15 protein-coding genes are annotated in these 23117 nt (G+C 65.0%); 9 read left to right on the plus strand and 6 right to left on the minus strand.

Features of this window, described 5'->3' with window-relative positions; translation table 11 throughout:
• Positions 1-317 precede the first annotated feature (317 nt).
• Both P6U25_RS24235 and P6U25_RS24240 read left to right on the plus strand, forming a co-directional pair.
• Positions 318-1700: a cation diffusion facilitator family transporter gene (locus P6U25_RS24235; protein ID WP_407147281.1), complete on the plus strand. Its 1383-nt coding sequence runs from the start codon at positions 318-320 to the stop codon at positions 1698-1700.
• 192 nt (positions 1701-1892) lie between these two features.
• Positions 1893-4214, plus strand: coding sequence for a PAS domain-containing sensor histidine kinase (locus P6U25_RS24240; RefSeq protein ID WP_407147282.1), 2322 nt, complete (start codon positions 1893-1895; stop codon positions 4212-4214).
• On the opposite strand, the gene mdoH is transcribed toward P6U25_RS24240, so the two are convergent.
• The 3 genes from mdoH to P6U25_RS24255 form a co-directional block, all read right to left on the minus strand.
• A complete protein-coding gene (mdoH, locus tag P6U25_RS24245; RefSeq protein ID WP_407147283.1) occupies positions 4211-6343 on the minus strand; it encodes a glucans biosynthesis glucosyltransferase MdoH in 2133 nt (710 codons plus the stop codon). The two genes, P6U25_RS24240 and mdoH, sit on opposite strands and share 4 nt — an antisense overlap.
• A complete protein-coding gene (locus P6U25_RS24250) occupies positions 6331-7800 on the minus strand; it encodes a glucan biosynthesis protein G (protein ID WP_407152600.1) in 1470 nt (489 codons plus the stop codon). The genes mdoH and P6U25_RS24250 overlap by 13 nt, the downstream gene beginning before the upstream one ends.
• A 259-nt stretch (positions 7801-8059) precedes the next feature.
• Positions 8060-8956, minus strand: a complete 897-nt coding sequence (locus P6U25_RS24255) for a LysR family transcriptional regulator (protein ID WP_407147284.1) — start codon at positions 8954-8956, stop codon at positions 8060-8062.
• Positions 8957-9201: 245 nt separating this feature from the next.
• Here P6U25_RS24255 and P6U25_RS24260 point away from each other — a divergent pair, with 245 nt between their 5' ends.
• The 7 genes from P6U25_RS24260 (at position 9202) to P6U25_RS24290 (ending at position 17844) form a co-directional block, all read left to right on the plus strand.
• A complete protein-coding gene (locus tag P6U25_RS24260; RefSeq protein ID WP_407147285.1) occupies positions 9202-9678 on the plus strand; it encodes a formate dehydrogenase subunit gamma in 477 nt (158 codons plus the stop codon).
• Positions 9675-11231, plus strand: coding sequence for a formate dehydrogenase beta subunit (locus tag P6U25_RS24265; RefSeq protein ID WP_407147286.1), 1557 nt, complete (start codon positions 9675-9677; stop codon positions 11229-11231). The genes P6U25_RS24260 and P6U25_RS24265 overlap by 4 nt, the downstream gene beginning before the upstream one ends.
• A 12-nt stretch (positions 11232-11243) precedes the next feature.
• Positions 11244-14120: a formate dehydrogenase subunit alpha gene (fdhF, locus tag P6U25_RS24270; RefSeq protein ID WP_407147287.1), complete on the plus strand. Its 2877-nt coding sequence runs from the start codon at positions 11244-11246 to the stop codon at positions 14118-14120.
• A gap of 2 nt (positions 14121-14122) precedes the next feature.
• The gene (gene fdhD / locus P6U25_RS24275; RefSeq protein ID WP_407147288.1) at positions 14123-14959 is read left to right on the plus strand and encodes a formate dehydrogenase accessory sulfurtransferase FdhD; all 837 of its coding nucleotides are present in this window, start codon (positions 14123-14125) and stop codon (positions 14957-14959) included.
• Positions 14943-15161 carry a formate dehydrogenase subunit delta gene (locus tag P6U25_RS24280; protein ID WP_407147289.1) on the plus strand — a complete coding sequence of 73 codons (219 nt, stop codon included), beginning with the start codon at positions 14943-14945 and terminating at the stop codon, positions 15159-15161. Before fdhD ends, P6U25_RS24280 begins: the two co-directional genes overlap by 17 nt.
• Positions 15162-15716: 555 nt before the next feature.
• Positions 15717-17057 (plus strand): hypothetical protein, encoded by a 1341-nt coding sequence (locus P6U25_RS24285; protein ID WP_407147290.1) that lies wholly within the window; start codon positions 15717-15719, stop codon positions 17055-17057.
• 526 nt (positions 17058-17583) lie between these two features.
• A complete protein-coding gene (locus P6U25_RS24290; RefSeq protein WP_407147291.1) occupies positions 17584-17844 on the plus strand; it encodes a hypothetical protein in 261 nt (86 codons plus the stop codon).
• 47 nt (positions 17845-17891) lie between these two features.
• On the opposite strand, the gene P6U25_RS24295 is transcribed toward P6U25_RS24290, so the two are convergent.
• The 3 genes from P6U25_RS24295 to P6U25_RS24305 are packed head-to-tail and all read right to left on the minus strand — an operon-like array spanning position 17892 to position 22970.
• Entirely contained in the window at positions 17892-20855 is a 2964-nt protein-coding gene (locus P6U25_RS24295) for a bifunctional [glutamine synthetase] adenylyltransferase/[glutamine synthetase]-adenylyl-L-tyrosine phosphorylase (protein ID WP_407147292.1), read from the minus strand.
• Positions 20852-22306, minus strand: a complete 1455-nt coding sequence (locus P6U25_RS24300) for an ATP-binding protein (RefSeq protein WP_407147293.1) — start codon at positions 22304-22306, stop codon at positions 20852-20854. Before P6U25_RS24300 ends, P6U25_RS24295 begins: the two co-directional genes overlap by 4 nt.
• Positions 22290-22970 (minus strand): response regulator transcription factor, encoded by a 681-nt coding sequence (locus P6U25_RS24305; protein ID WP_066503271.1) that lies wholly within the window; start codon positions 22968-22970, stop codon positions 22290-22292. The genes P6U25_RS24300 and P6U25_RS24305 overlap by 17 nt, the downstream gene beginning before the upstream one ends.
• Positions 22971-23117: the final 147 nt, after the last annotated feature.

Consider the following 23117-nt stretch of genomic DNA (forward strand, 5'->3'; position numbering starts at 1 on the left):
GAATGCCGGAGTGTCTCCCGCTGAACCTGTATGCTCGTGTGCGTTTCCTTATCCACTTTTGCACACGAGACCGCGGGTGCAGCGCGCACCCGGCATTCCCTGCGCCCTCTTGCTTGGAGGGCGAATGACTTTGCAAGCCTCGGGCGATAACGCGCCGCGAGAACGTGAATTCGCACCTGAAGTGGGTCAATGAATCTTGAGCAGGTCGGTTTCTGAATTCGGACTCATTCGCAATATCTCTGCTGTTGCAAGTGAGTGGCGATTGCGCGTCGCGAGTAACACTTGATGTTCACCTCCGCCCTGCTAAACCGCCGGCCATGACAGTCCACGCACCCAGCACCAAGACATCGGTCGCCGCGATTTCGGTCCTCGCCAGTGGCGGCATGGCCGCGGCGAAATTCGTGGTTGGCGTCGCGATCGGATCGCTCGCGCTGATCTCCGAGGCGCTGCACTCGACGATCGACCTGGTGGCGACCATCATCACCTGGGCCGTGGTGCGGGTGTCGGACCAGCCGGCGGATGCCGAGCATCATTACGGGCACGGCAAGTTCGAGAGCGTCTCCGCACTCGGCATCATCGCCCTGCTCTACGTGCTGGCCGGCGGCATCCTGGTCCAGGCCTACAGTCACCTGCGCGAGGGAACGCCGCCGCCCACCATCTCGACCATTCCGTTCATCGTTCTCGTGCTCGACATCGCTGTGAACGTGTGGCGCGCCCGCGCGCTGCACCGCGCGGCGCGCGACACCCGAAGCCAGGCGCTTGCCGCCGATGCGCTGCATTTTGCCTCCGACGTGATGGGCTCGACGGCCGTCATCATCGGCCTCGTTCTGGCGGGGCTCGGCTACTGGTGGGGCGATGCCGCTGCCGCGATCGCGGTTGCGGTCATGATCGCCCTGCTGGGCCTCCGGATGGCACGCGAGACGGTCGAGACCCTGCTCGACCGCGCGCCCGAAGGTGCGCTGGAGCAGGCCACCGCCGCGATCAAGGCGGTGCCCGGCGTCGTCGATGTCGACCGGCTGCGCGTTCGCATGGTCGGGGCGACCCACTTCATCGATGCGATCGCCAAGGTGCCGCGCACCTATCCGATCGATCGCGTCGAGGAGATCAAGCGCCGGGCCCAGGAAGCGGTGGCCAAGACGTTCGGCGACGCCGACCTGACCTTCACCGCGGTCCCGGTCGCACGCGACAATGAGAGCGTGCGCGAGCGCATCATGGTGATCGCGCGCAATTCCGGCCTCGCCATCCACCACGTCACCGTGCACGATCTCGGCGGCAGGCTGATCGTCGGCATCGACCTCGAGGTCGACGGCGAGATGGAGCTGACCGCGGCGCACGCGATCGCCCACGACCTCGAACGCGCGATCCGCGAGGACTTCGGCGAAGACGTCGAGGTCGATACCCATATCGAGCCGCTCGAGCCGGAACTGCCATGGGGCACCGACGCGGCTCCCGAACGCGTCGAGACCATCAAAGCCGCGCTGACCCGCTTTGCCACCGATGGCGGCGCGATCCATGACATCCACAATGTGCGGGTCCGCGACACCGACGCCGGCGAGATCGTCAACTTCCATTGCCGGGCCGCTCCCTCGATGAGCGTGACCAAGGTGCACGACAGCGTCGACGAGATCGAGCGCGCGCTGCGCCGCGCGTTCCCGACTATCAAGCGCGTGATCAGTCATGCCGAGCCGCCGCGCGAATAGTTCTACGGACCCGTTCCCGTTTCGGACTCGTTTTGCGGCCGATGATTCTCCCTTGGACAAGAATTATTTCGCATTAACGAATCGTTGACTCTCGACAGCTCCGAAAAACTGGATTCAAATCGTCTTGATTCGGATGCGACGTGGGGAGCATCCGAACCGGGTAAACACCAGCTTGGCGTGGGGGTCTAGGGCATGGCGCGCGCGCATGCAGCGAACGCGTGCGTCCAATCCGATTCGATCAAAGGATTGGCGCAGTCGATCGCAAAACCGGCATATCACAGGCTTCTCACCGCCGAGCCTGCACTGCGCCGCGCTGTCCCTACTCTCATTATCGCCTTCCTGATCACCATCTGCCTCGGCGCCTTCGTCCAGGTGATCGACCAGAACCGCCAGAAGCGCGGGGCGATGAAGCGCGATCTTGCCGCGCTCTCCGACATCCTGGCCGAACGTCTCGACCGCCTGACCTCGGCGCACCGCGACCGGCTGAACAACATCGAGCGCCTTCAGGAACTGCTGCCCGACCTGATTCCGTCCTGGGGCATCGCCTTCGGTCGCCACGTCATCATCACCGGCGCCGATCATCGCGTGCTGGCGCGCGTGCCGATCGACGGCCTCGGCGAGAGCGACCGCATCCTCGACGTCATCTCCACCGCGCAGTTGATGGCCGCGCCAGGCCAGCAGGGCGTCGTCAACGACATGACGCTGCCCAACGGCAGCGGTGCACTGGCAATCTCGCGGCTGGTCAAGTCGCTGCCGGGCCAGATCGTGGTGATCCAGGAAATGAACGAGCCGATCTGGGGATCGGACGCGGCGCTTTCGGTGACGCTGTCGGCGACCACGAGCTTCGTGGTGCTGATCCTCGGCTTCGCCTTCCATTGGCAGTCGACCCGCGCCCGCGAGGGCGACCTGATCAACGACGCCGTGCGCGGCCGGATCGACACCGCGCTCAATCGCGGCCGCTGCGGGCTGTGGGACTGGGACCTATCGCGGGGCCGGATCTTCTGGTCCCAGTCGATGTTCACCCTGCTCGGGCTCGACTCCCGCAACGACCTGCTCACCTTCGGCGAGGTCAACGCGCTGGTGAAGTCCGACGACATCAATCTGTTCGACATCGCCGATCAGCTCATCTCGGGCGAGATCGACCATATCGACCAGAGCTTCCGCATGCAGCACGTCGGCGGCCACTGGATCTGGCTGCGCGTGCGTTGCGAGCTCAGCCAGGCCGCAGCCGACGGCGGCCTGCACCTGATCGGCATTGCCGTCGACATCACCGAACAGAAGAGCCTCGCCGAGAAGAGCGTCGAGGCCGACCTGCGGCTGCGCGATGCGATCGAGACCATCCCGGAGGCCTTCGTGCTGTGGGACGCCGATGATCGCCTGGTGCTCTGCAACTCGCATTTCCAGCGGCTGCACAAGCTGCCGGACTCCGCCGTCATCCCCGGCACCTCCTACGAGACGGTGATCGAGGTCGGCAGCATGCCGGAGGTGCGCAGCCGCCTGCACGAGAGCGGCACGCCGGCGCCCGGCGCGCGCACCTTCGAGGCCCAGCTCGACGACGGCAGTTGGCTGCATATCAGCGAACGGCGCACCAAGGACGGCGGCTACGTCTCAGTCGGCACCGACATCACCCGCATCAAGGCACACGAGCAGAAGCTGGTCGACAACGATCTGCGCCTGCGCGCCACCGTGGCCGACCTCAAGCGCTCGCAGTCCGAATTGGAACGGCAGGCCGTCGAGCTCGCCGACCTCGCCGAGAAATACTCGCAGGAAAAGACCCGCGCCGAGGACGCCAACGCCGCGAAGTCGAAATTCCTCGCCAATATGAGCCACGAGCTGCGCACGCCGCTCAACGCCATCATCGGCTTCTCCGAGATCATGGGCAGCGGCCTGTTCGGCGCGCTCGGCTCGGACAAGTATCAGGAATATTGCCACGACATCCTGACATCAGGGAAATATCTGCTCGAGGTCATCAACGACATCCTCGACATGTCGAGGATCGAGGCCGGCCGCATGAAGTTCGACATGGAGCCGCTCGACATCTCCGGCATCCTCGCGGAGTCGCTGCGGGTCGTCTCCGGCCGCGCTGAGGACAAAGGGCTGTCCCTGGAATCGAACATCGAGAGCACGATCTCGGTGGTCGCCGACCGCCGCGCGGTCAAGCAGATCATCGTCAACCTGCTCTCCAACGCGGTGAAGTTCACGCCCGACAACGGCCGCGTGCTGGTGCGCGGCCAGATGCTGAACGACTCGATCGTGCTGTTGATCGCCGACAGCGGCATCGGGATTGCGCCGGACTCGCTGCGCCGGCTCGGCAAGCCGTTCGAGCAGGTCGAAAGCCAGCTCACCAAGAGCTATCAGGGCTCTGGCCTCGGGCTCGCGATCGCACGCTCCCTCACCAACCTGCACGGCGGCTCGATGCGGCTACGCTCCAAGCTCGGCGTCGGCACCGTGGTCCGCGTCACGCTGCCGCGCAACCCGCGGACGCTGCCGGCAAAGCTGCCGGAAGCGGCCTAGACTGCGGGTGACTTCGCCAGCACTCCCGCCAGCAGTGCAGGATCGCCGAGGACTGCGAGCGTCTCGCGGGGGGTGAGATGGCGCGCTGCCTCGTCAAAACTTTCGCTGGCTTCGATCCGCGCCCGCGCCACCGCAAGGTCGAGATCGATCTCGCCTGGTCCGCCGCGCCTCGCCGGCGGAAGCGAGGAGAGATGACGATGCAGCAATCCGGACTCCTGCCGCAACACCACGAGCGCCGGGGCGGATGCGGGCGCCGGCTGCGAGGCCAGCTCGTTGGCGCGAACCAGCACACGAGGCGGCGCGATCTCCTCCGGCGTGACGAACAATGCCCGCATCTCCGGCTTCGCCGTCCAGGCGCCGATCGGGATCGCAAACAGGAGGCCGACGATCACCGGCGACATCCACAGCAGCAGCGGAAACGATACGGCATAGGCACTCGCCGCCATCGCGATACCGCATGCGGTCGGGATGCCATATTTCCGATAGAGCTCGCGCCGCTCGACCTCGCCGTCGTCGCGCCGCTGCGTCTGCCAGCCCGCATCGCGCCCGAGCAGGATTTCGACGACGGCAATCGACTGGAAGACCATCATGACGGGTGCGATCATCGCCGATATCATCAGCTCGGCAATCACGCCTGAGAATGCTCGAAAGCCGCCGCCGAACTGCCGGCGCGCGTCCCGCCTTATCAGCAACAGGGTGAAGCCGAGCAACTTCGGTATCACCAGAAGCGTCATGGTGAGGCCAAACACCCACGCGGCGAGCACGGGATCCTGGGCCGGCCAGTTCGGGAACAGCGAAAAGCCCTTCGGAAAATACTCCGGGCGAACGAAACGCGCCTGCAACGAGATCAGGATTCCGAGCAGCAGGAACAAAAGCCAGAGCGGCGCGGTGATGTAGGAGCCGATCCCGGTCATGAAGTGCAAACGCGAAATCCAGTGCAGCCGGTGCGTGGTCAGCAAAGCGAGGTGCTGGAGATTGCCCTGGCACCAGCGCCGGTCGCGCGCGGCAAAATCCAGCAGCGACGGCGGCACCTCCTCGAAGCTGCCGCCGAGCGTCGGCGCCATGTAGATGCCCCAGCCGGCGCGCCGCATCAGCGCCGCCTCGACGAAATCGTGGCTCAGGATATGCCCGCCGAACGGCTTTGGTCCGGACAGTTCGGGCAGCCCCGCCTGCTCCGCAAATGCCTGAATCCTGATGATGGCATTGTGTCCCCAATAGTTGCCCTCGGAGCCATGCCACCACGCGACGCCGGCGGCGATCATCGGCCCGTACAGCCGGCCGGCAAACTGCTGCAGGCGGCTGAACAGGCTGCGCGCATTGACGATCACCGGCAGCGTCTGGACCAGCGCTGCCCGTGGATGGCTCTCCATGGCATGAACCATCCGCACCATGGTGTCGCCCGACATCAGGCTGTCGGCGTCGAGCACGATCATGAACTGATAGGCGCCGCCGAACCGCGTGATCCACTCGCCGATATTGCCCGACTTCCGCGCCGTGTTGTCGGCCCGATGCCGGTAGTAGAGCCGTCCCGCGCCGCAGGCGTCGCAGAGTTCGAGGAACGCCCGCTCCTCGGCGATCCAGATATCGGGATCGCGGGTGTCGCTCAGCACGAACCAGTCGAAGCTTGCGGCCTGTCCGGCCGCCTCGATGGACTCGTAGATGGCGCGCAAGCGCGCCATCAATTGATGTGGATTCTCGTTGTAGGTCGGCAGCAGCACCGCGGTCCGGCTCGCGATCGGCGGCAACGGACCATCGCCGCGGATCGGCAAGGCGTTGCCCTTGCGTCGAAGCAGAACCCAAAAGCCTGCGAGCGCCGAGGCAAACGAAAAGGCGATCCAGGCGAGCAGTGCGACGAACAGCACCAGCACCATGCCTTCCATGATCGTCACGCCGCCGACCTCGACCACCCTGTACATCTCGTAGGCGCCCGCGCCGGTCAGCGCCGCCGTCAGCACCAGCACGAAGGCGCGGCGCACGACCATGCCCGCGCCAACTGACACCGGCTTCGCCGCCCCGCGCGGCGGCTCGCCAAGATCGGCGGCGAACATCGCAAGCGGACTCTCCTGTGGAAGGAACCCGCGGGCCGCTGTGGCGACGTCGGGATCAGGCGACGTGACTATGGCGCCCATCGATAGACCCAGATCTCCGAAAGCGGCTTGTCATCCGGTGCGGCAAGAAAGGCTCGAAGCTCCACCGGATCCTTCTTGACGGCGCATTGGAAGCTGAGCCGCCATCCGCCGGTGTTCGGGTTCGGCTGGGTGACGATGTTTGTCACTTCGGACTTCTCGGCCGTCACCACGCCCTTGACGCTGTTGGGATCGATCCCCTTCAGATTGTCCCCGATCAGGTCGAGCACGAACAGCTTGCTGTTCTCGCCGTGGGCGCCGACGCCACTGCGCGTGAAGCGCGCAAGCGAATGGGGCTTCGGCGCGTCGGGCCCCCAATGCAGGCGATAGGTGAGATTGTTCTCGCTCTTGGCCTTGAGCGGCGCTTTCGGCCGCCAGAAGGCCGCGATATTGTCGTGGATCTCCTCCTTGGTCGGAATCTCGATCAGGATGACCGCGCCCTCGCCCCAGTCGCCGATCGGCTCGACCCACAGGCTTGGACGTTTCTCGAAGCCGGATTCGATGTCCTGATAGGCGAAGAAATTCTTCTCCCGCTGCATCAGCCCGAACCCGTGCGGATTGACGTCCTGGAACGTGCTGATCTGCAGGTCGCGCGGATTGCTCAGAGGACGCCAGAGGCTCTCGCCCTTGCCGTTGTAGATCGCAAGCCCATCGGAATCGTGCACCGACGGCCGAAAATCGTCGACCTCGTTGCGATCGTTGGGCCCGAAGAAGAACATGCTGGTCATCGGCGCGAGGCCGGCATGCTCGAGATCGGCGCGCGGATAGAGCGATGCCTCGACATCGAACACCGTCGTCTTCCCGGGCCTGATCGTGAAGCGATAGCTCGCCGCGCAGCTCTTGCTGTCGAGCAAGGCATGAATCACGAGCGACGTCGCATTGGGCACGGGTCGCTCGAGCCAGAACGCCTTGAAGTACGGAAACTCCTCGCCCTTTGCCTCGCCGGTGTCGATCGACAGACCGCGCGCCGACAGGCCGTAGGTCTCATCCTTGGCGACGGCCCGGAAATAGCTTGCCCCCAGGAAGACACAGACCTCGTCGTAGTAGTCCGGCTTGTTGATCGGCGCGTGGATGCGAAATCCGGCAAAGCCGAGGTCTGTCTCGGTGAAGGCAGGCACCTTCTCACCGAATGAGAAATCGTCCTTCGTGTAGCGGATCTCGCTAACCTTGCCGTCGGCGACTTCGAAGATGGTGACCTTGTTCTTGTAGAAGAATCCGCGATGGAAGAACTGCGCCTGGAACGGCAGCTTCGCGCCGCGCCACAGTGCACGCTCGGGCAAGAAGCGGATCGACCGGTATTGGTCGTAGGTCAGGTCATTGAGACCGCCGGGTAACTTCTCGTCGGGCGCCTCGAACGACTTGCTGGCGAGATTGCGGGCAAGGTCTCGCACCATGGAGGGGTTGAAGGGCGTGTCTGACGTGTTCCCAGCGGCTGCGGCCTCTCGCCGTGGCAAGAGCATCAGTGTCGGCAACATGGCCGATCCATGGAGTAGTTGGCGGCGATTCAAGGCATCTCCTGCTCGCTGATCGGAACGCCGCAATGAAACCGCCGAGCGGTCCCGGAGTTCCATCGCTGCTGCGTGCACGAGCAGATTGCTTGGGGACAACGCGGTTGCAGCGTTCTTCAAGCAAGCAGACAACCGTAACAGCTTCGAGACCGGGCCGGCGGTTGTCTCACTCGGGAACCGTAGCCGAAGCGCCTCGGCTGTTTGCCGAGAGCTACTGCGTCTCGAGCGTCGGCGCGACCTCACGCGCGACTTGCACCAAGGCCGCGATCAGCGGCGTCATCGGATCACGCTGCGGGATCACCATGCCGATGCTGTAATCCACAACCGGATCGACGATCGGGATACTGCGGACCGCGTCGGCCAGCCCGAGTGTCTCGGCAAGCTTCGCCGGCATCACACTCGCCCAACGACCGGTTTTCACATGGGTGTAGAGCACGAGCAGCGAATTCGAGGTGAGCGTCGGCGTCGCCTCGCCGCCGACCGTGGTCAGCGCGCGATCGATGATGCGGCGGTTCTGCATGTCGGGCGTCAGCAGGCAGAGCGGCACAGTGCCCACTTCCTTCCACGTCACCTGCTTGCGGTCACCGAACATGGCGTCGGGCGCCGTCAGCAGGCGATAGCTCTCGTTGTAGAGCGGGATGGTGCGGACCTTGCCGATCGGCTCGTTCTCGATGTAGGTGAGCCCGGCATCGACCTCGAGATTTTCGAGCAGGCCGAGCACGTCCGCCGAAGTGCAGGACTGAATGCGGAAGCGCACGTCGGGATGGCGTGCGCGGAACGGCGTCGTCAGCGACGCCACCATACCGAGCACCGTCGGGATCGCGGCGATCCGAATCTCGCCCGACAGCTTGTCCTTGAGGCCGTTGATCTCCTGCTTCATCGCCCGCGCATCGCCGACGATGCGCCGCGCCCAGTCGAGCGTGCGCTCGCCTTCCGGCGTGAAACCCTGAAAGCGGGAGCCGCGCTGCACCAGCATGACGCCGAGGATTTCCTCGAGCTGCTTGAGGCTGGTCGACATGGTCGGCTGGGTGACGCCGCAGGCCTCCGCGGCTCGCCCGAAATGCCGCTCTTTGGCCAGCGCCAGCAGAAGTTCCAGCTTGTCGATCAAGGATCAACCCCCATCGCGAAAACAGTGTCCCAACACAGTCACAAGTAGCACGGCCGCGGCGCGATCCTAACCCCAAAAGCGCGCCGGAAGTTCGTGATTCTCGGACATTATTGCGATTCCAAATCACCCCATAGCGCCACACTATTAATCGCGTTTCGCAATCGCCGCATGAGACGGCTTTATTGATGTTTCGAAGGATTCCAACTCTCATACGCACAGTCGAAGAACTGATCGTGAGAGCGCGGATGACGTCGGAATACGAACCCTGGGACGAGGCGCGCGGCGCCGAGATCATCGCCGAACATGCCAAGCTCGAAGGCGCCACGCTGGTCATCCTGCACGCGCTGCAGGAGGCATTCGGCTACGTGCCGGAGCCGGCGATCCCGATGGTCGCGCAGGCGCTCAACCTGTCCCGCGCCGAGGTGCACGGCGTGTTCACCTTCTATCACGACTTCCGCAAACAACCGTCCGGGCGCCATGTCCTGAAACTGTGCCGCGCCGAGGCCTGCCAGGCTGCCGGCGGCGACGCGCTGGCGGCGCGAGCGGAGGCCAGGCTCGGCGTTTCCCTCGGCCACACCACGGCGGATCAGCGCGTGACGCTGGAGCCGATCTACTGCCTTGGCCTCTGCGCCACCGCGCCGTCAGGGATGCTCGATGGCCGCGTGGTCGGGCGGCTCGACGAGGCGCGGCTCGACGCGCTGGTCACGGAGGCGCAGCGATGACGATGCGGATATTCATTCCCCGCGATGCCGGTGCAGTCGCGGTCGGCGCCGATGAGGTGGCCCTGGCGTTCGCGCAAGCCGCGGCCGCACGGAGCGTCACACTCGAGATTGTCAGGACCGGCTCGCGCGGGCTCTACTGGCTGGAGCCGATGGTCGAGCTTGCGACCGCGCAGGGCCGCGTCGCGTTTGGTCCAGTCACGCCGGCCGATGCCCCTGCCCTGCTCGATGCGATGGCCCGCAACGGGCAGCATCCCCGGCGGCTTGGTGCCACGGACGAGATTCCCTGGCTGAAGCGGCAGACCCGCCTGACCTTCGCGCGCTGTGGCGTGGTCGATCCGCGCTCGGTCGACGACTATCGCGCCCATGGCGGCTACAAGGGCCTGGAGCGGGCGCTGACGCTGACAGCGGACCAGATCCTTGCCGACGTCACCACATCGGGCCTACGAGGCCGCGGCGGCGCCGGCTTCCCGACCGGCATCAAGTGGAAGACGGTGGCGCAGGCGAATGCCGACCGCAAATACATCGTCTGCAACGCCGATGAAGGTGACAGCGGCACCTTCGCCGACCGCATGATCATGGAAGGCGACCCCTTCGTCGTGATCGAAGGGATGACGATTGCCGGCATCACGGTCGGCGCCACCAAGGGCTACATCTACATCCGCTCGGAATATCCGCACGCGGTCGAGGCCATGAACGCGGCGATTGCCGCCGCCCGGCGCGCCGGTTTGCTCGGCGATCGCGTCGGCGGCTCCGCGCACAACTTCGACCTCGAGGTGCGCGTCGGTGCCGGCGCCTATGTCTGCGGCGAGGAGACCTCGCTGCTGGAAAGTCTCGAGGGCCGCCGCGGCATCGTGCGCGCCAAGCCGCCGCTGCCGGCGCACAAGGGCCTGTTCGGCCGTCCCAGCGTGATCAACAACGTGCTGTCGTTCGCGGCGATCCCCTTCATCCTCGACAACGGCGCCAGGGCCTATGCCGATTTCGGCATGGGGCGGTCGCGCGGCACCATGCCGATCCAGCTCGCCGGCAACGTCAAATATGGCGGGCTGTTCGAGACCGCGTTCGGCGTCACGCTCGGCGAGCTGGTCGACGACATCGGCGGCGGCACCTTCACGGGACGTCCCGTGCGCGCGGTTCAGGTCGGCGGTCCGCTCGGAGCCTATTTCCCGCGCGCGCTGTTCGACACGCCGTTCGACTATGAGGCATTCGCCGCGCGCGACGGCCTGATCGGCCACGGCGGCCTGGTGGTGTTCGACGACAGCGTTGATATGGCGAAGCAGGCGCGGTTCGCGATGGAGTTCTGTGCGATCGAGTCCTGCGGCAAGTGCACGCCGTGCCGCATCGGCTCGACCCGCGGCGTCGAGACCATCAGCAAGATCATCAATGGCGAGCGCGTCGCCGAGAACCTCGCGGTGGTCGAGGACCTCTGCAACACCATGAAGTTCGGCTCGCTCTGCGCGCTCGGCGGCTTCACGCCCTACCCCGTGATGAGCGCGCTGAAACACTTCCGGGAAGATTTCGGCCCGGCACCGGCCCGGCTGCAGGCCGCGGAATAACAGGAGATCACGATGTCGCTGATCCACGAAACCGATTTCGGCACGCCACAATCGAAGTCCGAGACGATGGTCACGCTGACCATCGACGGGCGCAGCATCACGGTGCCCGAGGGTACCTCGATCATGCGCGCCGCGATGGAGGCCGGCACCCAGATCCCGAAGCTGTGCGCCACCGACATGGTCGACGCGTTCGGCTCGTGCCGGCTCTGTCTGGTCGAGATCGAGGGGCGCGCCGGCACGCCCGCCTCCTGCACCACGCCCGTGATGCCGGGCCTCGTCGTGCACACGCAGACCGAGCGGCTCAAGAAGCTGCGCAAGGGCGTGATGGAGCTCTACATCTCCGACCATCCGCTCGACTGCCTGACTTGTGCGGCGAACGGCGACTGCGAATTGCAGGACATGGCCGGCGCGGTCGGCCTGCGCGACGTGCGCTACGGCTATGAGGGCGAGAACCACGTGTTCGCCAAGTCCAATGGCACGGCCAATCCGGCCTGGATGCCAAAGGACGAGTCCAATCCCTATTTCACCTATGATCCCTCGAAATGCATCGTCTGCTCGCGCTGCGTCCGCGCCTGCGAGGAGGTGCAAGGCACCTTCGCGCTGACGATCGCCGGCCGCGGCTTCGACAGCCGCGTTTCACCCGGCATGAGCGAGAGCTTCCTCGGCTCCGAATGCGTCTCCTGCGGCGCCTGCGTGCAAGCCTGCCCGACCGCGACGCTGACCGAAAAATCGGTCATCGAGATCGGCCAGCCCGAGCATTCCGTCGTCACCACCTGCGCCTATTGCGGCGTCGGCTGCGCCTTCAAGGCCGAGATGCGCGGCGAGGAAGTGGTGCGCATGGTGCCGTATAAGGACGGCAAGGCCAATCGCGGCCATTCCTGCGTCAAGGGCCGCTTCGCCTGGGGCTACACAACTCACAAGGAGCGCATCCTGAAGCCGATGATCCGCGAGCGGATCGAGGATCCCTGGCGCGAAGTGTCTTGGGACGAGGCGCTCGGCTTCGCCGCCGCCAAGTTCAAGGCCATCCAGCAGAAATATGGCCGCGACGCCGTCGGCGGCATCACCTCGTCCCGCTGCACCAACGAAGAAACCTATCTGGTGCAGAAGTTGATCCGCGCCGGCTTCGGCAACAACAATGTCGACACCTGCGCCCGCGTCTGCCATTCGCCGACCGGCTACGGCCTGTCGCAGACCTTCGGCACGTCGGCAGGTACGCAGGATTTCGATTCGGTTGAGCATTCCGATGTCGTCATGATCATCGGCGCCAACCCGGCCTCAGCTCACCCTGTGTTCGCCTCACGGCTGAAGAAGCGGCTGCGCCAGGGCGCGCGGCTGATCGTGATCGATCCCCGTCGCACCGAGATGGTCGAATCGCCGCACGTGAAGGCGCTGCACCTGCCGCTGATGCCAGGCACCAACGTCGCCGTGCTCACGGCGCTCGCCCATGTGGTCGTCACGGAAGGGCTGGTCAACGAGGCCTTCGTGCGCGAGCGCTGCGACTGGAGCGAGTTCGAGGATTGGGCGGCATTCGTCGCGCAGCCGAGCAACAGCCCGGAAGCGACCGCGATCATGACCGGTGTCGATCCGAAGGATCTGCGCGAGGCGGCGCGAGTCTACGCCACGGGCGGCAACGCTGCGATCTACTATGGACTTGGCGTCACCGAGCACAGCCAGGGCTCGACCACCGTGATCGCGATCGCCAACCTCGCGATGGCGACCGGCAATGTCGGCCGGCCCGGCGTCGGGGTGAATCCGCTGCGCGGCCAGAACAACGTGCAAGGCTCCTGCGACATGGGCTCGTTCCCGCACGAGCTGACCGGTTATCGCCATATCTCCGGCGACGCCGTGCGCGAGCAGTTCGAGGCGATGTGGAACGTCAAGCTCAACAAGGAGCCGGGCCTGCGCATCCCCAACATGTTCGACGCCGCGATCGAAGGCACCTTCATGGGACTCTATGTGCAGGGCGAGGACATCCTGCAGTCCGATCCCAACACCAAGCATGTGGTGGCCGCGCTATCGGCGATGGAATGCGTGATCGTCCATGACCTCTTCCTGAACGAGACCGCGAACTACGCCCATGTCTTCCTGCCCGGCTCGACCTTCCTGGAAAAGGACGGCACCTTCACCAACGCCGAGCGCCGGATCCAGCTCGTGCGCAAGGTGATGTCGCCGAGGAACGGATACGCGGACTGGGAGGTTACCATCCTGCTCGCCAAGGCGATGGGTTTCGAGATGCACTACAACCATCCGTCCGAGATCATGGACGAAATCGCGGCTCTGACGCCGACCTTCGCCGGCGTCTCCTACGCCAAGCTGGAGGAACTCGGCTCGGTGCAGTGGCCCTGCAACGAGAAGGCGCCCGAGGGCACGCCGGTGATGCATATCGGCGGCTTCGTGCGCGGCAAGGGCAAGTTCATCATCACCGAATATATCGCGACCGACGAGCGCACCGGCCCGCGCTACCCGCTGCTGCTCACCACCGGCCGCATCCTCAGCCAGTACAATGTCGGCGCGCAAACCCGCCGCACCGAGAACGTGGTGTGGCACGCCGAGGACCGGCTGGAGATCCATCCCCACGACGCCGAGCAGCGCGGCGTGCGTGACGGCGACTGGGTTCGGCTGGCGAGCCGTGCCGGCGAAACCACGCTGCGCGCGCTGATCACCGACCGCGTCGCCCCCGGCGTGGTCTACACCACGTTCCACCACCCTGACACCCAGGCCAACGTGATCACGACCGACTTCTCCGACTGGGCCACCAACTGTCCGGAGTACAAAGTCACCGCCGTCCAGATCTCGCCATCGAACGGTCCGACCGACTGGCAGAAGGCCTATGACGAACAGGCGCGGCACTCCCGCCGCATCGCGCCGGTCGTGGAAGCCGCGGAGTAGCGATGCGCGAGCCCGTGCACAAGGCGAACCGGAAAGTCTGGCGCAACGGCGCGTTCAGCGAAGGGACACGCCTGATCCCGGACGAGACGCCGCTGGCGCTGACCTACAACGGCGGCACATACGCCGTGATGATGGGCTCTCCCGAGGACCTCGGCGATTTCGCCATCGGCTTCAGCCTCAGCGAAGGCATCGTGCAATCGGCCGACGAAATCGAGACGCTCGACATCGTCGAGCTCGACGATGGCATCGAGCTCAGGATGTGGCTGAAGCCGGCGAAGGCCGCGCTGATCGCCGAGCGCCGCCGGCACATTGCGGGACCGACCGGGTGCGGCATCTGCGGCGTCGATTCCATCACTGAAGCGGTTCGCCCGGCCGCGGTCGTAGCTGCCAGGCGATCGTTCGCGCCGCGCGAGGTGATGACCGCAATGGCGGCCATCACGCCGCTGCAGGAGATCAATCACCAAACCCGCGCCGTGCACGCCGCCGCGTTCTGGACGCCCGGACGCGGCATCGTGGCGCTGCGGGAGGATGTCGGCCGGCACAATGCGCTCGACAAGCTCGCAGGAGCGTTGGCGCGAGAGCAGACCGCGACGAGCGAGGGCATGGTGTTGTTGACCAGCCGCGTCTCGGTCGAGATGGTGCAGAAGACCGCGGCGATCGGCGCGCCGTTGATGGTCGCGATGTCCGCCCCGACCGCGCTTGCGGTGCAGATGGCTGATGCCGCCGGCGTCACGCTCGTCGCCATCGCGCGGTCGGACGGATTTGAAATCTTTACGCATCCGGAACGCGTCATTGGCGCGGTGGCCGGCAAGGAGTCCGCTTATGTCGTCGTCGCCTGACAAGCTCGTCTATATGGCGAACCAGATCGGAAAGTTCTTCCAGAGCCAGGGGCGCGACCGCGCGGTGCAGGGCATTTCCGAGCACATCTGGAAATTCTGGGATCCGCGGATGCGCAAGCAGATCTTCGCCCATCTCGACGCCGGTGGCGCCGGCCTTGATCCCGACGTTCGCGACGCCCTGCAAAGGCTGAAACAGGCGTAGAGCTGGACGAAATTGTGGTGCGTGCAAAGACACGCTTGCAGCTACGCTGCGCAATAATGACATCGAGCTCGCGCACGTCCTGCAGGGCGTGATGGCGGATATCCGCGATCAGCTTCGTGGCATGCAACAAAGGCCCGAACGGCCGCTTCGGATTCCGTCAAGGCATCGGCAGTGCTCTTCCCGCGCCAGCATTCTCGTGGCTCCGCTGACGTCGCGATTGAGTCGCCAGATGCGTGGCAGACTAGCGGCGATTAGGTGTCCGGTGCCGACACGATTATTACGCATTGGCCGCTTAGACACCGATGAAGGAGAAAGAGCAGCGAGAGCACAAACCTAATGAGTCAGAACACTGCCGGCGGCGCAACGCCGTTTCCTCTCGGCGTTTTTGTCGGGAACCCGAACTATTACGATTCAAGCGAGGAAGCGAGTTTCGAAGCGAACTTCAACGCTTTCTCAACCTTGATGAAAACCACGCCGCAGTTCCTCGACCAGTATGGCGACCAACGCCTGCCCATCTCGGATTGGGTTGGTCAATCGAGCTGGAATGCAGCATCGATGGCGCAATCGCCGGTGCTCAAGGGGGTCACGCCGGTGATCGGACTGCCGATGACCTCGACCGCATCGGGCTCGGAATCCCCGGATCAGTTCTACAAGGATTTTACGGCCGGCCAGTACGATTCGGTGCTGACGAACATGGTCAAGGCCTGGGCCGACAATGGCTTCACGACCCAGATCTGGCGGCCCGGCTGGGAGATGAACATCAACACCATGCCCTCCTATGCCGGCGACGACGCCGCGACGCGCGCCGATTGGGTCAAGGCGTTCCAGCACATCTACACCGTGTTGCATGCCGCAGGTGCAGCCGAGGGTGTGAACATCGAGGTGGCATGGAACCCGGCCGTGACGAACTACAGCCACGCCGGCAACGTCATCCAGAGTGCATATCCCGGAGACCAGTACGTCGATATCATCGCCGCCGACGTCTACGGCGACGTCTATCCCTACGGCTCGTCGACCCACCTCTATGACTGGGACAAGAGCGGGCAAGTCCTCGATTCGTCGCAGCCCGTCTACGACTCCAGTGTTCAGCAATGGGCGTCAGACCCGGTCAACCTTCAGCACTATTACACCTACCCGGCGTCCAACCAATGGTCGCTCGATGGCAGTGACGGACATGCGACCACGCTTCAACAACTGATCGATCTCGCCAAATCGGCAGGGAAGCCGTTTGCTATTGCCGAGACCGGTGCAGGCAATACACATGACGGCGCGGGCCTCACCGACAATCCGACATTCGTGAAGTGGCTCTCGGATACGCTGCATCAATCCGGGGTGAACGTCAGCTTCGTGAACATCTGGGATTCGAATTCCGGCGGATCGTATGGCTTCACCGGTTCCACCGACAACAAGCCGCTCGAGGCTGCGGCATGGGCGCAGCACTTTGGCGATCCACCCGCGACGGCATCCGACTCGACGTCGACGGCGTCGTCGACCGCCTCAGGCAGCTCTGCGGTGAGCGAGGCCGCGAGCGTCAGCCAACCGGCCGCGCCTGACGCCGCGGCGGCCCAAGGCACCATGGCCGTCGAGACGGCAAAGGACGGCTTTCATTTCAATTCCGCACCCACCGAAACCAATCATCCAGGCACCACAGCGCCTGCAGTCGGAGTCATTGGCAATAACGCCTTTGCCTTCCAGGAGCATGCTGACGCAAATTCCGGAAGCCGGGACAGTTTCGTGGCGGGCGGTGATGCTGCCCATGGCAACTTGGCCGCGCTCGTGAACGAAGCCCACACGGCCGCCACTGGGCACGACGCAGTGATCGACCATTCGGTCGTCAACGCGGATTCAGCGAGTGCTCATCAGGTGGCGTTGCACAGCAACTTCTTCTCTCTCTAGTTCTGCAAGCCCGCCACCGGTAGCAGCGCCCCGTCAGGACGAGTGTGGCTGAACAGACCATCGAGCGCGCGCAAGCGCGCTCGATAAACGATCGCGCCTAAACGTGTCGCCATCGGCGCTCCGCCTGTGTGCTCATCTTCAGAATTGGGCAGGTCACCGTGCCGAGTATCCAGCCGGATATCAAACGCTCGCAGGCTCGGTGGCCGGTTCGGATGTTAGCCAGGAACATCGTGCGGTCCGCGCCATTGACCGGTCCCCGGAGAGGTATCGCTGGGCCGCTTCTTGGCGCCGACGGTGGTATAAATGCGGATCGCCCTTGGCGTTAAGGCTGTTCTAACCCTTTTGAAGTTGGCCAGAGCCGCTCCGCCTGCTGGACGCCCCGAAGCGGCTGAACGAGGCCGTACTTTACCGGGATTGAAGACTTTGGCAGGATGTTGGCATCTACCGGCGGATATCCTGACAGCGGCGGTCGCCGCAAGTCAGCCGGGGACGCCGCGGCGTCCGCAGGGATCATGGAGGAGGCGTTATGTTGGAGATCGTTCTGGCGAGCGGCATCTGCGGGTTGCTGCTGGGACGCTACTTCAGGGTCTACGTCTGCCTCTTCGCGATGCTCTTCGTTATTCCGGCTGCCTATTTCGTCGGGCACACCGACGGTTTGACGATGGGAGTTGTCGCCTTCATTTCCAGCGTCGTTGCAATGCAGGGCTGCTTCCTGATCGGTGCGATGGTCCGCATCTTCATCGAAAACTTCGAGCCGCAACGGGCGCCGTCGGAAGATTTCATCTGACCGTTCGCCGGCAAGATCGCAGCGGCGAGTTTGCCTTCGCACCCGTTCTAACCGCCGCCCACGATCGCGTTGAACACGCGGCGCACCTCGCTCTGCGTCTCGCGCAGGCGCGCTTCCAGCGCGGAAAAATCCGGCGTGTCGCCGGCCCGCGCCATCACGCGCAGCAGGTCTTCACCGGCGGTCTCCGGGTTGAATTTGCCGATCACGCAGAGCCGCAGAATTTGCGTCAGGTCGTGATACAGCCGCGCCGCCGAGCGCAGGATCTCGGCTTCGGAGTGCCCGAGCAGCCCGAGCTTGGCGGCATTATCGAGCACCTGCATCGTCGAGACGCTGAGGATCTCGGGCTTTGCCGCCGCATGCGCTAGCTGCAGGTATTGCGCGATGAAGTCGATGTCGACCAGCCCGCCCGCCGCGAGCTTGAGGTCCCAGACATCGTCCTCGCCCTTCTCCAGCGCAATCGCGCGCCGCATGTCGGCGACATCGGCGGCGGTGCTCGCCGCATCCCGCGGCCGCGTCAGCACACCGCGAATGATCGCCTCGATCCGCTCGCGGAAGTGCGGCGCCGCCGAGATCACCCGCGCGCGCGTCAGCGCCATGTGTTCCCAGGTCCAGGCCTCGCGTTCCTGATAATCGGCGAAAGAATCGATCCGCGAGGCGACGGGGCCGGCACGCCCGGACGGACGCAGCCGCATGTCGACCTCATAGAGCACGCCGTAATTGGTGCGTGTGGTGAACGCGCTGATCAGCCGCTGTGTAAAGCGGGCAAAATACTGCGCGCCATGCAATGAGCGCTGGCCGTCGGAATCCGGCGCCTCATGGTCGTAGTCGTAGAGCAGGATCAGGTCGAGGTCGGAGGACGCCGTCATTTCGCGGCTGCCGAGCCGGCCCATTGCGATGATCGCGGTCTCCTGCCCCTTGATCCGGCCATATTGCGCCGCGAACTGGTCGGTGACGAGACCGTGCACGGTGTGCACGATGCCCTCGGCGACATCGGCAAACGCGACGCTGGCGTGCTGCGCCGAGACCGTGCCGGACAAGATCCGCGTGCCGATCAGAAACAGGCTCTCCTGGCCGAACAGCCGCAGGCGATCGAGGAAGTCCTCATAGGACGACGCATCCTGCAAGGTGGTGGCGAGCCGTTCGGACAGTTCCTTCTTGTCCGGCATCGCGCCGAAGAACCGCGGGTCGATCAGGCCGTCCATGATCTGCGGCTGCCGCGCCAGCATGTCGCCGAGCCGCGGCGCGGCACCCAGGATCAGCGCCACCAGCGCGACGAGGTCGCGGTTCTGGCTGAGCAGCGAGATCAGCCGTCCGCCGCGCTGCAATGCGCCCAGGAAGCGATCGAACGCCGCCACTGCATCATCGGGCTCTTCGGCATGTGCGAGACCGTCGATCAGCCCCGGAATGAATTCGAGGAACGCCGCGCGCGTCGCCTCGACGCGCAGTGCGCGATAGTCACCCGTGATCCACTGCTGCACGGCCCCGGCAACGGCGACCGGTTTCCTGAATCCGACATTGGCGAGATGCTCGATCAGGCGGGCATCGTCGGGCCCGGCCCCATAGTCGATCTGCGGCAGCTTCGCGGTGCCGGTCGGATCGTCGCCCTCGAACAGCTTGCCGTAGTGGCTCTGGACGATCTTGAGGTGGCCGAGCAGGTCCTTCGCGAAGGCCTCGCGGTTCTCGTAACCAAAGAAATGCGCGAAGCGCTCGACTGCTTCGGCCTGCTCCGGGAGCGAATGGGTCTGCTCATCGGCGATCATCTGCAGCCGGTGCTCGACCCGGCGCAGAAATTCATAGGCCGTGGTCAGCTCGTCGCGCGCTTCGTAGGTGATCCAGTTGCTGTTGGCGAGAACGTTCAGCGCCTCCAGCGTCGGCCGCACGCGCAATTCCGGATGCCGGCCGCCGGCGATCAGTTGCTGGGTCTGGGCGAAGAATTCGATCTCGCGGATACCGCCGCGGCCGACCTTGACATTGTGGCCTTCGACCGAGATCTCGCTCTGGCCGCGATAGGTCTGCATCTGCCGCTTCATGTCGTGCACATCGGCGAGCGCCGCGAAATCCAGGTGCTTGCGCCAGACGAACGGTGCGAGTTCGGCAAGCAGCGCATCTCCCGCGGCGGGATCGCCGGCGCAGGGCCGCGCCTTGATCATCGCGGCGCGCTCCCAGGTGCGTCCCTCGCGCTCGTAGTAGTGCAGCGCGGCGTCGGTGGAGATCGCGACCTGTGTCGAGGCCGGATCCGGGCGCAGCCGGAGATCGACCCGGAACACGTATCCCTCGCCCGAACGCTGTTGCAGCATCCGCGCCATCGCCTGGGTGACGCGCACGAAGAACGGCTGCGGCTCGATATCTTCGGCGAGCGAGGTGGCCGAGCGATCGAAGAACACGATCAGGTCGATGTCGCTGGAATAGTTCAGTTCGCCGGCACCCATCTTGCCCATCGCCAGCACGATCAGGCCCGAGCCGATCTCGGGGTGTTCGGGGTCATCAGCCGTCATCCGGCCCCGGGCGACCTCCTGCCGGAGCAGGTAGCGCAGCGCCGATTGCACCGAGGCGACGGCGACATCGGTGAGCGCCGCCGTGACCCGCATCACCGGCCAGACGCCGCCGATGTCGCACAACGCGATCAGGAGCGCGGCCTCCGCCTTCAAGCGGCGGAGCAGATGCATCACGTCGGCCTCGCCGCCGGCAGCGAGCACCTCGCGCGAGGTTCTTTCGATCAGTGCGGCAAGGTGCGACTCCGGGTCGCATGACAGGATCCGGACCAGCCGTGCGACGTCGGTGCGCGCGAGCTCGAACAGATATGGCGAGAACTCGGCGATGCCGCGCAGGATGTCCCTTGCGAAGGGATGTCCGAGCAACGCGTTGAGTGCGTCCGCTTGTGCCGGCTCGAGCTCGGCGAACCAGTCGGTCAGGCGCTGTTCAGCGGATTGCGGCGCGGCGACACGTGGCCCGTCCGCAAATCGCGCGGCCAGCCCCTGTCGATCCGCGTTTCCCGGCGCGGCGGCATTCATGCCGCCTTCTGTGGCACATCCTGCGTTTGAGCCGCAAGCCTGTCACTGCCGGCCACCCGCGCGGGCAGGACCAGGGTCGCGACCAGGCCCGGATGCGAGTCGCCGAGCCGAAGCTCGCCGCCATGGAGCGTTGCGACGGCCGAGGCCAGGCTGAGGCCGAGACCGGACCCGGGTAAGGTGCGGCTCGCTTCGAGCCGGACGAATCGCTCCACCGCATGCTTGCGATCGCCCTCGGGAATGCCAGGACCGTGGTCGGTGACGCTGAGCAGCACCTGATTGCCCTCGCGCCGCGCCTCGATCAGGATCTCGTTTTTCGCCGCGCTCGACGACCCTGTGGCGGTTTCGGGCTTGCCATATTTGATCGCATTCTCGACCAGGTTGGCGAGCGCCTGGCTGATCAATTCACGGTTGCCGTGGATCGGCGCGGGCGTCGTCTTCACCAGCAGCGTCATGCCGTCGTCCTCGGCCAGCGGCTCGTACAGCTCGTGGATACCGTTGGCGACGTCGGCGCCGTCGAAATCGTCCATGTTGCCGCGCGCCTGGCCGGATTCGGCGCGGGCGATCATCAACAGGGCATTGAAGGTGCGGATCAGGCCGTCCGATTCCTCGATCGTCCGCTCCAGCGCGGCGCGATAGTCGGCCTCGCAGCCGGACTTCGCCAATGCTTCCTCGGCGCGGTTGCGCAGCCGCGTCAGCGGCGTCTTGAGATCGTGGGCGATGTTGTCGGAGACCTCCTTGAGGCCCGTCATCAGCGCCTCGATACGCTCCAGCATGGCGTTGAGATTTTCCGCCAGGCGGTCGAGCTCATCGCCGCTGCGGCCGACCGGCAGCCGGCCGGACAGATCGCCGGCCATGATGGTCTTCGTGGTGCCGGTCATGGCGTCGATCCGGTGCAGCACGCGGCGCGCGACGAAAATGCCGCCGCCGATGCCGAGCACGACGACGACGAGGATCGACCACTGCGCGGCCTTGGCGACGATCCCGAACAAACGCCGCCGTTCCTCGAGATCGCGCCCGACGAGCAGGCGGAAGCCGTTGTCCATCTCGGTGACCCGCACCAGCGCGCGGTGATCGGTCTTGTCCTGGTCGTCGAGCCGCCGATAGGCCGTCTCCGACCAGCCCTGCGTGCCCATCACGCCCGGCGCCAGCGAGCCGACATTGCCGGCGAGCGCCTGCCCGTTCGGCGCCGTCACGAGATAAAGGTTGGCGCCCGGCCGCAGCGCGCGGTTGCCCATCGTAATCAGCAGACCATGCAAGCCGCGGCGGTTATAGATGTCGGTGATCTCCCCGATCTCTGCATTCACCGTCGTGGCGATCTGCTCGGTGATCAGACGCCGCGTGTTCCAGGCGAAATAAGCCAGCAGCGAGGCAGCAAACAGCGCAAACAGAAACAGATAGACCAGCGTCAGCCGAAACGCCGTGGTTCGGATCAGTTTACCGAATGCCGTCACGGATCATGTACCCCGCGCCGCGGATCGTGTGCAGCAGCGGGCGCTCGAAGCCCTTGTCGATCTTGGAGCGCAGCCGCGAGATGTGCACATCGATGACATTGGTCTGCGGATCGAAATGATAATCCCAGACGTTCTCCAGAAGCATGGTGCGCGTCACCACCTGGCCTGCATGCTTCATCAGATATTCGAGCAGCCGGAACTCGCGCGGCTGCAGCGTCAGCTCATCCTTGCCGCGGGCGACTCGATGCGAGAGGCGATCGAGCTCGAGGTCGCCGACCCGGTAGGTGGTCTCCTCGGCCGGGCCGACATTGCGGCGCGACAGCACCTCGACGCGAGCAAGCAACTCGGCGAACGAATAGGGCTTTGGCAGATAGTCGTCGCCGCCGGCGCGCAAGCCCTTGATGCGGTCGTCGACCTGGCCGAGCGCGGAGAGGATCAGGACCGGCGTGCGGTTGCCCTTGTCGCGCAGGCTCCCGATCAATGACAGGCCGTCGCGCTTCGGTAGCATCCGATCGACGACGAGCACGTCGTAATCGCCGGTTTCGGCCATCGACAGGCCCTCCTCGCCGTCGGATGCGAGATCGGCGACATAGCCGACTTCCCGGAATGCCTTCACCAGATAGTCGGCGGACTCGCGGTCATCTTCGATGATCAGAATGCGCATTTGTGGAGCGGTTGCGGTCACGGGAATTGGCCTTCTCTCACCATGGCGCGGCCGGCCTGCACATGCAAGGCGACCGCGCATGTTCTCGAAATGTAGCCGTCACATGATCGGGCCGGAAAGCCGGTTGGTATTCTTCCGGATCGTGCG

The organism is Bradyrhizobium sp. ORS 86 (assembly GCF_045571475.1).
In the GTDB taxonomy this organism is placed as follows: Bacteria; Pseudomonadota; Alphaproteobacteria; order Rhizobiales; family Xanthobacteraceae; genus Bradyrhizobium.

What these genes read in the sequence shown, in the direction of transcription:
- P6U25_RS24235 (WP_407147281.1), top strand. Translation starts at nt 318, where the DNA reads ATGACAGTCCACGCACCCAGCACCAAGACATCGGTCGCCGCGATTTCG.
- P6U25_RS24265 (WP_407147286.1), top strand. Translation starts at nt 9,675, where the DNA reads ATGACGATGCGGATATTCATTCCCCGCGATGCCGGTGCAGTCGCGGTC.
- P6U25_RS24280 (WP_407147289.1), top strand. Translation starts at nt 14,943, where the DNA reads ATGTCGTCGTCGCCTGACAAGCTCGTCTATATGGCGAACCAGATCGGA.
- mdoH (WP_407147283.1), bottom strand. Translation starts at nt 6,343, where the DNA reads ATGGGCGCCATAGTCACGTCGCCTGATCCCGACGTCGCCACAGCGGCC.
- P6U25_RS24260 (WP_407147285.1), top strand. Translation starts at nt 9,202, where the DNA reads ATGACGTCGGAATACGAACCCTGGGACGAGGCGCGCGGCGCCGAGATC.
- P6U25_RS24290 (WP_407147291.1), top strand. Translation starts at nt 17,584, where the DNA reads ATGTTGGAGATCGTTCTGGCGAGCGGCATCTGCGGGTTGCTGCTGGGA.
- P6U25_RS24285 (WP_407147290.1), top strand. Translation starts at nt 15,717, where the DNA reads ATGGCGCAATCGCCGGTGCTCAAGGGGGTCACGCCGGTGATCGGACTG.
- fdhD (WP_407147288.1), top strand. Translation starts at nt 14,123, where the DNA reads ATGCGCGAGCCCGTGCACAAGGCGAACCGGAAAGTCTGGCGCAACGGC.
- P6U25_RS24240 (WP_407147282.1), top strand. Translation starts at nt 1,893, where the DNA reads ATGGCGCGCGCGCATGCAGCGAACGCGTGCGTCCAATCCGATTCGATC.
- P6U25_RS24250 (WP_407152600.1), bottom strand. Translation starts at nt 7,800, where the DNA reads ATGCTCTTGCCACGGCGAGAGGCCGCAGCCGCTGGGAACACGTCAGAC.
- P6U25_RS24295 (WP_407147292.1), bottom strand. Translation starts at nt 20,855, where the DNA reads ATGAATGCCGCCGCGCCGGGAAACGCGGATCGACAGGGGCTGGCCGCG.
- fdhF (WP_407147287.1), top strand. Translation starts at nt 11,244, where the DNA reads ATGTCGCTGATCCACGAAACCGATTTCGGCACGCCACAATCGAAGTCC.
- P6U25_RS24305 (WP_066503271.1), bottom strand. Translation starts at nt 22,970, where the DNA reads ATGCGCATTCTGATCATCGAAGATGACCGCGAGTCCGCCGACTATCTG.